This is a genomic window from Mesorhizobium sp. CA13 (genome assembly GCF_020165235.1).
Lineage (GTDB): Bacteria > Pseudomonadota > Alphaproteobacteria > Rhizobiales > Rhizobiaceae > Mesorhizobium.
In genome coordinates this window covers 309602-323287 of record NZ_JAIUHS010000002.1, presented here as the reverse complement: position 1 = coordinate 323287, position 13686 = coordinate 309602, and the positions used below count along the sequence as shown (strand labels likewise).

Here is a 13686-nt window from a genome sequence, read left to right as displayed (position 1 = left end):
CCAATGCAGGAAACGGTCCCCGCAACATGCGGAAACCCGAGGTCCTGCGGGTGATTTTGCCCGCCGCCACCGGATTTTCCCCAGCCGTGACGCGACGATGGCGGAACCAGGCAAGGTCCCCGCTGTTAACAACGCGGGCGATCAATCGGTTGCCGATGTGTGGGAGCCATGCGTGTCATGACCAACGATCCGTTGCCGGGAACTGTTCCGGCATCCCTTCCCACGATCGATGCAAAGGCCGCGCCGACGCTCAAGAACGCCGAGGCCGAGGTGTTCTATACCGAAGCCATTCGCGAACTCGCCGCCACCGACATTCCTTTCCTTGTCGCCGGAACCTATGCGGTAAGCGCCTACACCGGCGTCATTCGTCAGACGAAGGATCTCGACATCTTCTGCAAGGCAGGCGACTACGCGCGCATCCTGGCTCATTTCAAACAACTCGGCTACGCGGTCGAGATCGAGGACGACCGATGGCTTGGAAAGGTCTTCAAGGGTACGCATTTCTTCGACATCATATTCGCCTCCGCGAACGGAACGGTGCCGGTAAGCGACCAGTGGCTGGAGCATGCCCGCCAAACCGAACTGTTGGGAAGCCGGGTGAGGATCATCAGCCCGACCGAGCTCATATGGTCCAAATGCTTCATCCAGGACAGAGGGCGCCATGATGGCGCGGACATCGCCCATACGATCCTCAAGGCGCAGGACCAGATCGACTGGCACAGGCTTCTGTCCTACCTGGAAGTCCACTGGGAAGTGCTGCTGATGCAGCTTCTCAGTTTCAGATGGATCTATCCGAGCGAGCGCGACCGCATCCCCGCGTGGCTGCTTGACGAACTGCTCGACCGTCTTGCCAAGCAACGTCAGTTGCCTTCCCCCCGGATGAAGATCTGCCGCGGCCGCCTGCTTTCGCAAACCGACTACGAAATCGACGTCAAGGAATGGGGTTTTGCCGGCGTCGGCGGTACAGGAGAATTTCGCGATGGCTGAACGGGCCGAAAACGCTGCGGCGATGGATAACAACACTACACTCAAGGTGGCTGCCGTTGGCGACCTGCATGTGAAGGAGGACGTCCAGACGTCGTATCGCGATCTCTTCAGCGAGATGTCACGTGAGGCCGATATCCTCGTCCTTCCAGGCGATCTGACCAATCTAGGCAAGCCCCGCGAGGCCGAGATCCTCGCCGAAGACCTGCGCGCCTGTTCCATTCCGGTGGTCGGCGTGCTCGGCAACCACGATTATGAATCCGGAGCGGTCGAGGACGTCGCGGAAATCCTACGTCAAGCGGGCGTCCATCTCCTCGACGGGCAGACGACGGAAATAGAGGAGGTCGGCTTCGTCGGCGTGAAGGGGTTCGTCGGAGGGTTTGGGTCACGCATGCTCGGCTCCTTCGGCGAGCCGGCCATCAAGTCAATGGTCGCCGAGAGCGTCAGCGAGGCGATGCGGCTTGAGAACGCGATGCGCCAGGTTCGCGCAAAACGCACACTTGTCATTTTGCACTACGCTCCGATCGTCGAGACCATCGCCGGCGAGCCCTTGGAGATATTTCCGTTTCTGGGCTCGTCGCGGCTGGCGGAAACGATCGACCGGTTCCAGGTCAGTGCTGTCGTGCACGGCCATGCGCATCGGGGAAGCTATGAGGGCCGCACGCCGGGCGGGGCGAGGGTCTACAACGTCGCCATGCACGTCTCCAAACCGACCGGCCGACCATATGCCTTGCTTGAAATCTGACGGAGTGGGACGCCGTCCCGACGATCAGCTTACCGCTTTGATCGATTTTGCCAATTCTTCGAGCTTGTGCGGATCGTTGCCGTGACGGCGCACGAGCTCGCGTGCCTGATTGGACGGCAGATCGGCTGTTGCCGCCAGTTGCCAGACCTGTTCACTGTCGACCGCAACCTGCGGCAAGTTGCTGCCGGAAATTCTCTCGTCACCAGCCATCGTCTTTCTCCTCGATCGATTGTCGAGAGAACGGATTGGAAAACCGTCCGGTTCCGAAAGACACGGCTGAAGTCGATCGCGGATGCGATCGACAGCGCGTCACCTCCATGGAACAAATGACGCCGGCCAGGAGTTGCGTCCCGAATGAAGGGAGGTGATCCCGTGCAAAACCCAGGAAAACCAGATCCCAATCGCGACGTGCCGATGCCGGCGCCGACCTGGAAGCCGGAACCGATCGAGGAGCCGGATCCGGAGCAACTTCCGGACGAGACGCCTTTGCCCAATCCCGACGAGAATGAAGAGTCGCCGATGCATGCCGGGAGCCGCGTCGTCTGACCGTGCGACGCGTGAGATCCTGATTCCGGGTGGCAATGGAACGTCTCGTGCCAGCTCCATCGTCCCTTCATCGTGTTTCCATTGCAACTATGGCAAGGGGCGCATCAAGCAAAGGAGAACATCATGAAAGTTGGCAACTGCATGACGCAAGGCGTTCAGGTCGCCAGTCCGGACCAGACCTTACGGGAGGCCGCCGCCGCCATGGCCAGCCTCGATGCCGGCGCTCTGCCCGTAGGCGAGGACGACCGACTGGTCGGAATGATTACCGATCGCGACATCGCCGTCCGTGGCGTCGCCCAGGGCAGGGGGCCTGATACCCGGGTGCGCGAAGTGATGAGTGCCGAGATCAGGTACTGTTACGACGACGAGGAGATCGAAGACGTGCTCCAGCAGATGGGGGACCTTCAGGTTAGGCGGCTGCCGGTGATCAACCGTGAAAAACGGCTGGTTGGCATCATCTCGCTTGGCGATCTCACGAAGAATGGCGAGGCCGCCCGAGCCGGCGAAGCGCTGAACGGCATCTCGCAGGCAGGCGGCGCGCATTCGCAGACGGCGCACTGACTATCGCCGACATGGCGAGGTTCGCCGCCCGCGGAACGCGGGCGGCGGTGGATGTTCAGCGATCGATCTCTCCAAAGACGATGTCGAGGGAGCCGATGATCGCGGAGACGTCGGCGATCATGTGCCCCCGGGACAGATAGTCCATCGCTTGCAGATGCGCGAAGGACGGCGCCCGAATCTTGCACCGGTAAGGAACATTGCCCCCGTTCGAAACGAGATAGACGCCGAATTCGCCTTTCGGCGCCTCGACGGCGGCATAGACCTCGCCTTCGGGCACGTGATGGCCTTCCGTGTAAAGTTTGAAATGGTGAATGGTCGCTTCCATGGAGCGTTTCATCTCCGCGCGGCGCGGGGGCGTGATCTTCCGGTTGGGAATTGCCACCGGTCCCTGGCATTGCGGCGACCGTAGCTTGTCAAGACATTGCCTCATGATCCGGACCGACTGGCGCATCTCCTCCATTCGCACGAGATAGCGGTCATAGCAGTCGCCGTTCTTGCCGATGGGAATATCGAAATCCATCTGCGGGTAGCATTCGTAAGGCTGCGCCTTGCGCAAATCCCATGCCGCGCCCGACCCCCGCACCATTACGCCGGAAAATCCCCAAGCCCAGGCATCGTCGAGACCGATGACGCCGACGTCGACATTGCGTTGCTTGAAGATGCGGTTTTCGGTGAGCAGCTCTTCGAGATTGTCGCAGACCTTGAGGAACGGATCGCAGAAATCCCAGATGTCGTCCAACAGGTCCGGTGGAAGATCCTGATGTACGCCGCCGATCCTGAAATAGTTGGCATGCATGCGGGCGCCCGACGCGCGTTCATAGAACACCATCAGTTTCTCGCGTTCGGCGAAACCCCACAGCGGCGGCGTGAGGGCGCCGATATCCATCGCCTGCGTGGTGACATTGAGCAGATGGGACAGCAGCCGGCCGATCTCGCAATACAGCACGCGGATGAGCTGGCCGCGCTGTGGAACCGAGATCTGGAGCAGTTTCTCCGCCGCCAGGCAGAAGGCGTGCTCCTGATTCATGGGCGCCACATAGTCAAGCCTGTCGAAATAGGGCAGGGCCTGCAGGTAGTTCTTGTACTCGATCAACTTCTCCGTGCCTCGGTGCAGCAGCCCGATATGCGGATCGACGCGTTCGACGACTTCACCATCGAGTTCGAGCACTAGCCGCAGGACGCCATGCGCCGCAGGGTGCTGCGGTCCGAAGTTTATCGTGAAATTGCGGACCGTCGCGTCAGCCATGACGCCCTCCTTCGACCTTTGCCGCCTGGCTGCGGAGCTGGGATATCCGCCCCGGCATCGGGTGCTGACCCATGCCGTCAGGTCGTGGTCTGGATGATCAGCGTCAGCGTGCCGTCGCCGTCAATGTTGGCCGCCACGACTTCGGAGGCATCAAGCCCATTCGCGGCCAGCACCGACGAGGCTTCCGGCGATGCGCTGACCGAGCTCTGCAGGACGTGAAGGTCTTCCTGGCTGGTCTGGGCAACCACGGTCTCGACCTTGGCCTTGAGGTCGGGGGGTAAGTCCGCCAATGCGACGATGGCTACGTTGGTGAATGTCTGTCCGGCGATGCCCTGGTCGGGACCGGTCTGATCAGGCACGGCTTCCGGTGCCGGGGCGGCTGGGGGAAGTGGCGCGTTTTGGGACTGTGCATGGGCAGGCAAAGCCAAAGCGAACGCCGCCAGGATGATGATCGTCTTGTTCATGATGTTTCCTTCCTTGTTCGAGGAGGATCGATCGGGATGCCGCGCGACAGGAACTGCCGAATGCAGCCATCGCCTCGAACAGCGTTGCGTGTTCAAAGCGCGAAGCCCGGATTTGTTCCGGCTCCAGTCGAATCCGGAGCCAGGGACAAGGACGCAACCGGTTCCGCTGCCTGCCTATGGTCAGGGGCCTTTGTCGCTGGTCGCCTCAAACCTTTCGATGTCGTAGCGCGGACTGATCCGCGCCAGTATCTCGACGGACGGCTTAGCCGCATCGGGCTGTTTCCAGCTCAGCTCGAAGGAAAATATGAAACGGCCGCGCTCGATGTCGTGCTGCATTCCGAGAAAGCGCCAGCGATAGCCCAGCGGTTGAACCAATGGATCGAGGTCAGGCGGAACGCCGTTCGCCGACGAGATCGTCAGGATCGCATGATGGGTGCGTGGGATCCACAGATCGACCTGCTTCAGCACCTGAAGCGTTATCAACGTCAAAACCGTCCCCGCTGTGCCAAGTGCCAGTTGGCCGCCGCCGAAGGCGAGGCCGATTGCGGTCATGACCCACAAGGTGGCGGCCGTGGTGACACCCGTCACGAAATCGCCGCGGCGGAGAATGGCTCCGCCGCCAATGAAGCCAACGCCCGTCAGCACGCCCAGCGGAAAACGCAGCACGTCCATCACACTGAACGAATCCGCATCCTTGCCGCCCACCTCGAGCAGGATATTGGCCTGCATCATCGCGATCGCGGCCGCCAGGCCGACGAGGATGGTGGTTCTGAGCCCGGCGGTGTGGCCGCGGGCTTCCCTGTTCATTCCGATGATCACGCCGGCAACAAAAGCAAGAGCCAGGCGCAGGGCGAGGTCGGTCAAGGTTGGATGAAGCGGCATGGTCACAGCGGGGACGACTCACGCAATGGGCTCGTTCTCCAACACCGCGAAGCGTTCGATGGTTCCCACGGTGGAAGGCGAAGCTTCTTGTCGGGTTTCAGGCAACCCACGGCGACCCAGCGCGTTTGGCACAGAACGCACTCGGGAGATCTTTCCATGCCGCTCACCGCCTTTGCGCTCAATTGCACCTTGAAGGCCTCCGACGACGCCGAGAGATCGTCCACGGACCGCCTGCTGACGGATCTGCTGACGGCGATGGTGCCGCATGGGGTTCGGGGCGAAATCGTTCGCGCGCTCGACCATGAGATCAAACCCGGCGTGCTGTCGGACATGGGCGAGGGAGACGGATGGCCACAGCTCCGCAGGAAGATCCTCGAGGCCGACATCTTCGTGCTGGGCTTGCCCATCTGGCTCGGCCAGCCTTCGAGTGTCGCCAAGCGCGTCCTGGAACGAATGGATGCGTTTCTATCGGAGACCGACAAACAAGGCCGGATGCCGGCCGCCGGCAAGATCGCGATCGTGGCGATCGTCGGCAATGAAGACGGCGCCCATGCCTGCCATGCAGCGTGCTTTCAGGCGCTAAACGACGTCGGCTTCACGATTCCTGCCAATGGCGGCGTGTATTGGGTTGGGCAGGCTATGGGCGACGTCAACTATGTCGACCTGCCCGGAACGCCGGAAGCCGTGGTCGAGATGATCGAAATGACGGCTTCGAATGCGGCCCATCTGGCTACCGTGCTGAAGGAAAGGCAGTATCCCGGCGTGAGAAAGTGAAGAGATTTTCGTGGCGGCACGGAGTGCCCGTTGCCCTGACACCATCGTCCACTCGATGGTTGCCGGTTGGCGTCCTCTTGTGTCACGTCTCGTCAAAAGGCCCGCCTCGCCTGGCCAGATCGCGCGATATGGCACCTTCCTCTTCGTCGTCGGGCAACGCCTCGTCGCTGTTCTGGTAGGCGTTGTCATCGTCCTCTTCCGGCAGGTCCCCTTCCTTCTCGACGTCGACGACGGCGTCGACATTGTCGGACACCTTGTCTGGAAGAACCCTGCCGCCCTTGATTGCATCCCAGTCCGACTGCTGGATTGCCGGGGCTTCAGTTTCGTCCGGTTGTTCGGATCGTTGCTTCTTGCGCGGTTCCATCTCATGTCTCCAGTATGAACGGGGTGCCTCATGTGGGCCCCTTTGTAGCCAGTGCGTCGCTTTCCGCCGTCGGTTATCCTGATGGGTCGTGGAATTGGAAAGGCTAACGGATAACCGCCAACCCGGCCCGTTGTTCCTCTCAGTGGGATCGGTTGGTGTTTCGCCGCGGGCCTGGGATGCCGCATCGGGGGCAGCCGCCGCATTCGCGCAACCAATCCCGCATTACCTCGTTTTGCCTTTGAGACCGCCCTTGATCGACTGTACCGATTGGAAACCTCAGAGACACTCAAATGAACCCTTCAGCCGAGCCCCGATCACCGTCGGGAAACAATCTCCATATTCAGCCTTTCCATGGAACGGTGACCGTCAGATTCTCCGACGCCATCATCGCTTCCACCGAACATGCACTGCAGGTCCAGGAAGCGGGGAGGGATCCTGTGTTCTACATCCCGTTCCAGGATATCTATTTCGACCTGCTCGAGAAAACCGATACCACCTCGATATCGCCAAAAGGCACTGCGAGCTATTGGCGCGTGCATGCCGTTGGCGGATCGGCGGATGATTTCATGTGGGCGTATGAAGAGCCGGAGGCGCCTGTCCGGATGCTTGCTCGCCACGCCGCCTTCGATCCCGGCAAGGCTCGCATAGACGCCGATCCCGCTGAAGACGAGCGCCACACGCCTCACATCGTGGAATAGCCGGGCACCGCGGCCCAGGTCGCCTTCACGCTGCGCGGTCTTCGTCGAGAATGCGCAGGCCCTCTTCAAATTTCGCGATGGGAATCCCGGCCTGCCGCGCTTGCCACAGGTTGTCGGCCAGATCGGCACGCTTGACCGGTCGCGCCAGAGGATTTGACGCAGCCCGGCGCACGAAGGCGATTTCATTCTCGCCACGCCTCTTCGTCAGTGCATCGACCGCGGCGACAATCGAGGGACCAAAGCCTGCGGATTTCAGCCTCGTCCTTGTCCAGCCCTCCCCTTTTTCGAGGACGTCATGCAGATAAGCCACGATCTTCTGGTCAAGGGTTTCGACGGCGTCGACCACGCGCCTGCAGTGTTCGATATAGGGTTGCCCGGTCTTGTCGGTCTGCGATCGATGCGCGTCCTCGGCAATCTTGGCCGCCCGGTAGAGCATGCTCATCGCCAGCCTCCCTTCATTCGATCTGTTCGAAGCGGCATTGCCGCGGCGCCTTGTCCGGCCGCCATCGCAACAGTTTGGTTCCATGGCGAAACCGATTGCCGGTGACATGATCGAAACGGACTTCGACAACCAACTCCGGCAGCACGGGCTCCCATTCCCCGCTGCGTTCGGTGCTCCAGCGGCTCGGCCCACCGGGAGCCTTGCCGGTGAAGCCGGGTCCGCCTCGCAGTTTCTCGAGCTTCGCGGTAATTTCCGTCCTGTCGTCCTTGCCGATCGTCGACGTAAACCCGACATGGTCGAGCTTGCCGTGGTCGTCATAGAGTCCAAGCAGCAGGGATCCGACCTGGCTGCTGCCCGTAAGATAGCGGAACCCGCCGACGACACAGTCCGCCGTGCGCAGCCGCTTGACCTTGATCATGGCGCGCTCGCCCGGCCGATAGGGGTCCGTCAGCAGTTTGGCGACAACTCCATCGGTGGAGCCGTGGCCGGCCTCGCCCAGCCAGCGTCTGGCGGTGGTCACGTCGGTGGTGCGCGGCGACAACCGCAACGAGGAAACGCCCGACCCCGTGACGAAGCGCTCGATCGCGGCCCGTCGTTCCGTCAAGCTCTTGTCGAGCATGATCCCGCCATCCGGATCGGCGAGAATGTCGAACAGGACGAGATGGGCCGGGGTCTGCGCGCTCAGCATGCGAATCCTGCTTTCAGCAGGGTGAAGCCGCATCTGCAAGGCCTCGAAGGAGGGATCGCCATTCACTTCGATGACGATCTCGCCGTCGACAACGAAAGACTTGGTATCGAGATCGCGCAACAGTGTCGTTATTTCCGGAAAATACCGGCCAAGCGGCTTGCCGGACTTGGCCCTGAGATCGACGCTTGCGGCGCCTTTGAAGGCCAGGCAGCGGAATCCGTCCCACTTCGGCTCATACTGCCAGAGACCGTCGCCCGGCAGCGCGTCGGCCGCCTTGGCCTCCATGGGGCGGGTATCCAAAGGCAGCGGAAAAGCAGCGGCCACGGCCTCTACCACCGCTCTTCGGCGTCGTGGTGCGGCAGGTCCACACCGCAGCATGTCCATCCGAGCCGTTGCGCGGATCCGTAGTTATAGCGTGGCTCGAGATCGGCGGGATGATCGAAGGTTCCGACATGCAGGGCGATTTCATCCGGCGATGCATCGTAGGCCAACGCGATGGGCGATCCGCAGTCGCGGCAGAAGCTTCTTTGTGCGATGGGTGATGACCGGCGGCAAAAAGGCTGGTTGGAAAGCCATTGCAAGCTGGCTGAAGGGACCCAGGCCAGAACGGCAAACGCACTGCCAGTCGAGCGCCGGCACATGTCGCAGTGGCAATAGTGAGCGCGCGGCTTGGAGATGGTGCGATAGCGGACATTGCCGCACAGGCACCCCCCGGTTCGTTCTCTCATTTCTTGCAGCGCGACCATTGGCCGATCTCTCGAACCTCGATGCTGGTCAACGTTCCACCGATGATGTGGTTTCCGAAAGCCCGAGGGGAACGAGTTTCGTTGCCTCGCGTTTGGTCGGCACTCGAGAAACTGGGGACTAGCGCAAGGATGTCGACTTGAACGGAACCCCTATCCGGCTGGCATGTGCGTTCAGGTATCTGTCCATGGCCGCCTCGTGCCGGTTCGACGCCGAAGACGACAAAGCGGGTCGCTGCTGATGTCGGTTCCGGGTCTGGCATATGGACCCCTAGGCGATCATTGCGCTCATCTGTGTGTCGACATGCAGCGGCTGTTCGCCGAGCCGTCGGAGTGGGCTACGCCCTGGATCACCCGCGTACTTCCCCGGATCGTCAGCCTTGCCGAACGGTATCCTTCGCAAACGATCTTTACGCGCTTCCTGCCGGCGCGAAGCCCGGGGCAGGGCGCAGGCACCTGGAAGCGGTATTATGAACGCTGGGCATCGATGACCATCGACAGGATCGGCGAGGAGATGATCGAACTCCTGCCGCCGCTGTCGGCATGCTGCCCGCCGGCGATCGTCGTCGACAAGCATATCTACTCACCGTGGCCCGAAGGGCATCTGCACACGCTGCTTTCATCTCGCCGGATCGACACTCTGGTTATCACGGGCGGCGAGACCGACGTCTGCGTTCTGGCGACGGTGCTTGGCGCGATCGATATCGGCTACCGCGTGGTTCTGGTGACGGATGCCCTGTGCAGCTCTTCGGATGCAACACACGACGCGCTGATGACCGTCTATCATCAGCGGTTCGCGCAGCAGGTCGAAACGGTCGAGATGGAGACGGTTCTTTCCAACTGGACCTGATCTCGAAGCAATGTCCAGGTCAGGCGCTCAGGTCGATCAAGGCGATGCCGAGATCGGCGTGTTTCCTGCGGCGCAGATGAGTGGGGGACTCGACCAGTGTGACCTCCAGCGTCGGTCGCACGACGCCGCCCAGCAGATGTCCGCCCCGCGTCGCTCCGTCGCTCAGTCCGAGCACGGCATGCAAGTGGAGGCTGGGCTTGCCGTCATCGCCCACGGCAATATCGCCGATCGCGCTGAGAACCTCGCACTGTTCGTTGACCGGTATCTTGCGGTAGTCCTTTGCCTCGAAGTCGAACCAGCCGACGGCTGCTCGCTCGAACGCGCCGAGTGCCGTCAGCGATGCGCCGTCGATCTGTTCTTCGCTGGCAAAGGCAGTGAGCGCGCCAATCGCCTCCTCGCCAGGCTCCAGCACCACCACGAAGGTTCTCTGTCCCGCGACTTTCGAAACCAGTTTCGATTTCATTGCCGTTGTCCTGTAGCCAAGGCGCAGAAACCTTGGCGGTGAATTTTCAGGCCGGCCCACTTATTTGAACGAACCGTTCGCGTCCTTGTTCCATATTGCGGCAGGCGCGCGGCGTTGAAGCGACCGGCTAATATCCGAACGCCTACCCCTCAGCCTTGAAGTTCTTGGCTTCCTTTTTCACCTCTTTCCTGTCGTTGTTGTGCTTGCGGATGAGATCTTTCGCCTGCTTGGGCGAAACGTCGGTCGTTTCGGCCAGATGCACGGCTTCGCGATCTTCGTCCTGTGGCCGGATCTTTTCCTTGGCCATCGGTCTGTCTCCTTTTTTCCGTGTCATGGGACGTAACCAGACAAGCGCCGCCCGGTTCCATGAAACTGCCCTGCTCGAGGGAGCGCCTGCCTCGGCAGAAGCTATTTCGCGGAGGAACTCGACTTCGGGGAGCGCAGCAAAAGTGCGAGCGGCACCAGAAGGGCGGTCGCGATCGCCGAGTAGCGAAACAAGTCCACGTAAGCCAGAAGCGTCGCCTGCCGGCCTATTGTCTGGCCAATCCAGCCGACCGCCTGGACTTTCGCCTCGACCGCGGGCGAGCCCTGAGCGACGAAATAGTCCGTCATGCGCCGAAGCATCTGCTGATAGACAGGCGAGGACTGCGCCGTGTTTCCGATCAGATGGGATTGGTGCAACTGCGCGTTCTGCGCCACGACGGTGTTGGAGAGCGATACGCCGACGCTGCCGCCGATATTGCGTGCGACATTGATCAGCGCGGAGGCCTGGTTGGTCTTTTGCGGCGGTAGGCCGACATAGGCGGCCGTCGAAATGGGGATGAACAGGAAGGGAAGCCCTACCGTGATGAAAATGCGGGCATAGGTGAAATAGCTGAAACCGGCATCCGGCGACAGTGAGGTCAGATGCCACAACCCGACGGCAACCGCCGACATGCCGATCATGATCAGGTATTTCGGCTGCACGAAGCCGGAGGCGAAGCCGGAAATCGGCATCAGCATCAGCATGGCGATGCCGCCGGGCATCATCGAAAGCCCCGAAAGCGTCGCGGTGTAGTCGAAGGTGGTCTGCTGGAGCTGCGGCAATATCTGCGTGGTGCTGAACAGCACCGCGCCGACCGCCAACATCACCAGGAAGGATGTGCCGAACTGGCGGGTGAAAACCAGCCGCATGTCGACGATCGGATCGCGATGGCGAAACTCCCAGGGGATCAGGAAAAGGAAAGAGACGGCCGAGATCACGGCGAATGTCGTGATGAAGCCCGACGCAAACCAGTCATTGCGCTGGCCCTCGTCAAGGAAGATCTCAAGGGATCCGAGCGCCAGCACGACGAAGATGAAGCCGACCCAGTCGATCTTCAGGCCACCCTTCAGCCTCTCGTGCCGCTCGCGCTCCAGCACGTCAGGTTCGACCAGCAGCCATTGCACAAGGGCCAACGACATGATGCCGAACGGCACGTTGATGAAGAAGATCCAGTGCCAGGAGAAATGATCGGTCAGCCAGCCGCCGATGGTCGGCCCGACCGTCGGTGCCACAATCACGGCGATGCCGTAGAGGGCAAAGGCCTGCGAGCGTTTTTCGGGCGGGAAGGTGTCGGCGAGGATCGACTGCTCGCTGGGCGCCATCCCACCGCCGCCCAGTCCCTGGAGGATGCGAAACAGGATCAGCATTTCCAGGTTCGGCGCCAGGCCGCAGAGCAGCGATGCGAGCGTGAAGGTGGCGACGCAGATCATGTAATAGCGTTTGCGACCGATCACGCCGGCGAGCCAGCCGCTGATCGGGATGACGACGGAATTGGCGACCAGATAGGTGGTAATGATCCAGGTGCTTTCGTCCATTCCGGCCGCGAGGCTGCCCGCTATGTTGCGCAGCGCCACATTGGCAATGGAGGTATCGAGCACCAGCATGAAGGTGGCGATGGAGACGACGATGGCGATAAGCCAGGGATTGCGCCCGCCGGCGGCGGACCGGCTTTCGTCGGCTTGCGCGGTCGCCTGGCCGGTCATCGCACCTTGACCGTCGGCACCACGGACATGCCGGGCCCGAGCAGCAGGCCGGTCTTCTTGTCGAAGACGATCTTCACGGGCACGCGCTGCACCACCTTGACGAAATTGCCGGTCGCGTTCTCCGCGGGCAACAGGCTGAAGGCGGTTCCACTGCCGGCCTGGATGCTGTCGACGTGGCCCCTGAAGGTCTGCTCCGGATAGGCGTCGATATTGATCTCGACGGGCTGGCCAGGCCGCATTAGGTCGAGTTGTGTTTCCTTGAAGTTGGCCTTCACCCACACGTCTTCGGGCACGAACATCATCAGCACTTGCCCCGGTTGGGCATATGCGCCCACGGCGGCGGATATGTTCGTCGCCCGTCCGGCCACCGGAGCGGTGATCGCGGTACGGGAAAGCGCGGTGCGGGCCTGCTCTTCGCTGGCATGGGCCTGGTCGAGTTTTGCCCCGGCGCTCTTGCGCTGGGCCTCAAGGACGGCGACTTGTCTCTGGGCGGCCACCACGTTCGCCTGCGAGCTGTCGAGCGTCGCCTGGGCCTGGCGAAGCGTCGAGGCAGCCTGTTGCGCCTGCTGCAGCGTTCCGGTTCCCTTGGCGAGCAATTCGCTGTTGCGCTGATTTTCGGCCTTGGCGAAATCAAGCGCTGCCCGGCCTTGCGACACCTGCTTTTCGGCCTGGTCCACCTTGGCCTGCTGCGCTTCGATCTGGGCTGCAATGTCGGCGGTTTCGGCGTCGGCCTGCGCCACCTGCGCCTGAGCCTGCTTGAGGGATGCCTGATAATCCCTGTCGTCGATGCGCAGCAGGACGTCGCCGGCCTTTACGCTCTGGTTGTCGGTTACCGCCACATCGGTGATGCGGCCGGCGATTTCGGCGCCTATGGTTACGGTCCGGGCGTCGATGAAGGCGTCATCGGTCCATTCATACTGTCGCGCCTGGAGCCACCAGATGATCACTGCGGCCGCCGCCAGCAGCAGAACAAGGATGACCGCCGCGGTGACGTAGGGGTGCCGCCTGAGTGAGCCGAACAGGCCATCTTTTTTCCCGGAGGAAGCATCGGAGTCCTGTTTTGCTTGTGGGCGCGACGAGGCGCCCTTCGGTCGTGAATCGGGGCGCCGCTTTGTTTGAGGTCTTTCGTCGACTGGTGCGACGTCTGGAGAGTTCGTGTCCACGTTAGCGGTCCGCGGTAGGGTTGGTGCGGCAAAAGCCGCGTACTGGAAGGACGTAAATCAACGGAT

General features: G+C 61.7%; 19 protein-coding genes. 7 read left to right on the top strand and 12 right to left on the bottom strand.

Going from position 1 to position 13686, the window contains the following annotated elements; all coding sequences use genetic code 11:
• The first annotated feature begins 177 nt into the window (after positions 1-177).
• A complete protein-coding gene (locus tag LB566_RS07160; protein ID WP_140549727.1) occupies positions 178-987 on the top strand; it encodes a nucleotidyltransferase family protein in 810 nt (269 codons plus the stop codon).
• Positions 980-1729, top strand: coding sequence for a metallophosphoesterase (locus tag LB566_RS07155; protein WP_224623874.1), 750 nt, complete (start codon positions 980-982; stop codon positions 1727-1729). The genes LB566_RS07160 and LB566_RS07155 overlap by 8 nt, the downstream gene beginning before the upstream one ends.
• Positions 1730-1753: 24 nt before the next feature.
• Here the strand turns inward: LB566_RS07155 and LB566_RS07150 are convergent, their stop codons facing one another.
• Complete coding sequence (locus tag LB566_RS07150; RefSeq protein ID WP_224623873.1) at positions 1754-1939, bottom strand: hypothetical protein; 186 nt, start codon at positions 1937-1939, stop codon at positions 1754-1756.
• Positions 1940-2101: 162 nt separating this feature from the next.
• Between LB566_RS07150 and LB566_RS07145 the strand changes: the two genes are divergently transcribed.
• Both LB566_RS07145 and LB566_RS07140 read left to right on the top strand, forming a co-directional pair.
• A complete protein-coding gene (locus LB566_RS07145; protein WP_224623872.1) occupies positions 2102-2275 on the top strand; it encodes a hypothetical protein in 174 nt (57 codons plus the stop codon).
• Positions 2276-2398: 123 nt separating this feature from the next.
• Entirely contained in the window at positions 2399-2836 is a 438-nt protein-coding gene (locus LB566_RS07140) for a CBS domain-containing protein (protein WP_140549730.1), read from the top strand.
• Positions 2837-2891: 55 nt separating this feature from the next.
• Here LB566_RS07140 and LB566_RS07135 read toward each other — a convergent pair whose 3' ends face one another.
• From LB566_RS07135 to LB566_RS07125, 3 genes are all read right to left on the bottom strand, one after another.
• Positions 2892-4082: an NADH-quinone oxidoreductase subunit D gene (locus LB566_RS07135; RefSeq protein ID WP_224623871.1), complete on the bottom strand. Its 1191-nt coding sequence runs from the start codon at positions 4080-4082 to the stop codon at positions 2892-2894.
• Positions 4083-4159: 77 nt separating this feature from the next.
• Positions 4160-4546: a hypothetical protein gene (locus LB566_RS07130; RefSeq protein WP_140549732.1), complete on the bottom strand. Its 387-nt coding sequence runs from the start codon at positions 4544-4546 to the stop codon at positions 4160-4162.
• Positions 4547-4726: 180 nt separating this feature from the next.
• On the bottom strand, positions 4727-5410 hold the full coding sequence (locus LB566_RS07125) for an MgtC/SapB family protein (RefSeq protein WP_318012828.1): 684 nt from the start codon (positions 5408-5410) through the stop codon (positions 4727-4729).
• A 174-nt stretch (positions 5411-5584) separates the two neighbouring features.
• Here LB566_RS07125 and LB566_RS07120 point away from each other — a divergent pair, with 174 nt between their 5' ends.
• Positions 5585-6202: a flavodoxin family protein gene (locus LB566_RS07120; protein WP_224623870.1), complete on the top strand. Its 618-nt coding sequence runs from the start codon at positions 5585-5587 to the stop codon at positions 6200-6202.
• A gap of 82 nt (positions 6203-6284) precedes the next feature.
• Here LB566_RS07120 and LB566_RS07115 read toward each other — a convergent pair whose 3' ends face one another.
• Positions 6285-6566, bottom strand: coding sequence for a hypothetical protein (locus LB566_RS07115; protein ID WP_224623869.1), 282 nt, complete (start codon positions 6564-6566; stop codon positions 6285-6287).
• Between the two features lie 359 nt (positions 6567-6925).
• Here LB566_RS07115 and LB566_RS07110 point away from each other — a divergent pair, with 359 nt between their 5' ends.
• Complete coding sequence (locus LB566_RS07110) at positions 6926-7264, top strand: DUF427 domain-containing protein (protein ID WP_318012726.1); 339 nt, start codon at positions 6926-6928, stop codon at positions 7262-7264.
• Positions 7265-7289: 25 nt separating this feature from the next.
• Here LB566_RS07110 and LB566_RS07105 read toward each other — a convergent pair whose 3' ends face one another.
• From LB566_RS07105 to LB566_RS07095, 3 genes are read right to left on the bottom strand one after another with little or no spacing between them, the layout of a single operon-like run.
• The gene (locus tag LB566_RS07105) at positions 7290-7706 is read right to left on the bottom strand and encodes an HD domain-containing protein (protein ID WP_224623867.1); all 417 of its coding nucleotides are present in this window, start codon (positions 7704-7706) and stop codon (positions 7290-7292) included.
• Between the two features lie 13 nt (positions 7707-7719).
• On the bottom strand, positions 7720-8772 hold the full coding sequence (locus LB566_RS07100; RefSeq protein ID WP_140550005.1) for an ATP-dependent DNA ligase: 1053 nt from the start codon (positions 8770-8772) through the stop codon (positions 7720-7722).
• A complete protein-coding gene (locus LB566_RS07095) occupies positions 8724-9140 on the bottom strand; it encodes a GFA family protein (protein ID WP_224623866.1) in 417 nt (138 codons plus the stop codon). Before LB566_RS07095 ends, LB566_RS07100 begins: the two co-directional genes overlap by 49 nt.
• Positions 9141-9378: 238 nt before the next feature.
• Here LB566_RS07095 and LB566_RS07090 point away from each other — a divergent pair, with 238 nt between their 5' ends.
• Positions 9379-9987, top strand: a complete 609-nt coding sequence (locus LB566_RS07090) for a cysteine hydrolase family protein (protein ID WP_224623865.1) — start codon at positions 9379-9381, stop codon at positions 9985-9987.
• A 19-nt stretch (positions 9988-10006) separates the two neighbouring features.
• Here LB566_RS07090 and LB566_RS07085 read toward each other — a convergent pair whose 3' ends face one another.
• From LB566_RS07085 to LB566_RS07070, 4 genes are all read right to left on the bottom strand, one after another.
• Positions 10007-10450, bottom strand: coding sequence for a PPC domain-containing DNA-binding protein (locus LB566_RS07085; RefSeq protein ID WP_224623864.1), 444 nt, complete (start codon positions 10448-10450; stop codon positions 10007-10009).
• A 142-nt stretch (positions 10451-10592) separates the two neighbouring features.
• Positions 10593-10757 carry a hypothetical protein gene (locus tag LB566_RS07080; protein WP_181169370.1) on the bottom strand — a complete coding sequence of 55 codons (165 nt, stop codon included), beginning with the start codon at positions 10755-10757 and terminating at the stop codon, positions 10593-10595.
• 101 nt (positions 10758-10858) lie between these two features.
• Positions 10859-12457 (bottom strand): DHA2 family efflux MFS transporter permease subunit, encoded by a 1599-nt coding sequence (locus LB566_RS07075; protein WP_224623863.1) that lies wholly within the window; start codon positions 12455-12457, stop codon positions 10859-10861.
• Complete coding sequence (locus LB566_RS07070) at positions 12454-13620, bottom strand: HlyD family secretion protein (RefSeq protein ID WP_224623862.1); 1167 nt, start codon at positions 13618-13620, stop codon at positions 12454-12456. Before LB566_RS07070 ends, LB566_RS07075 begins: the two co-directional genes overlap by 4 nt.
• Positions 13621-13686: the final 66 nt, after the last annotated feature.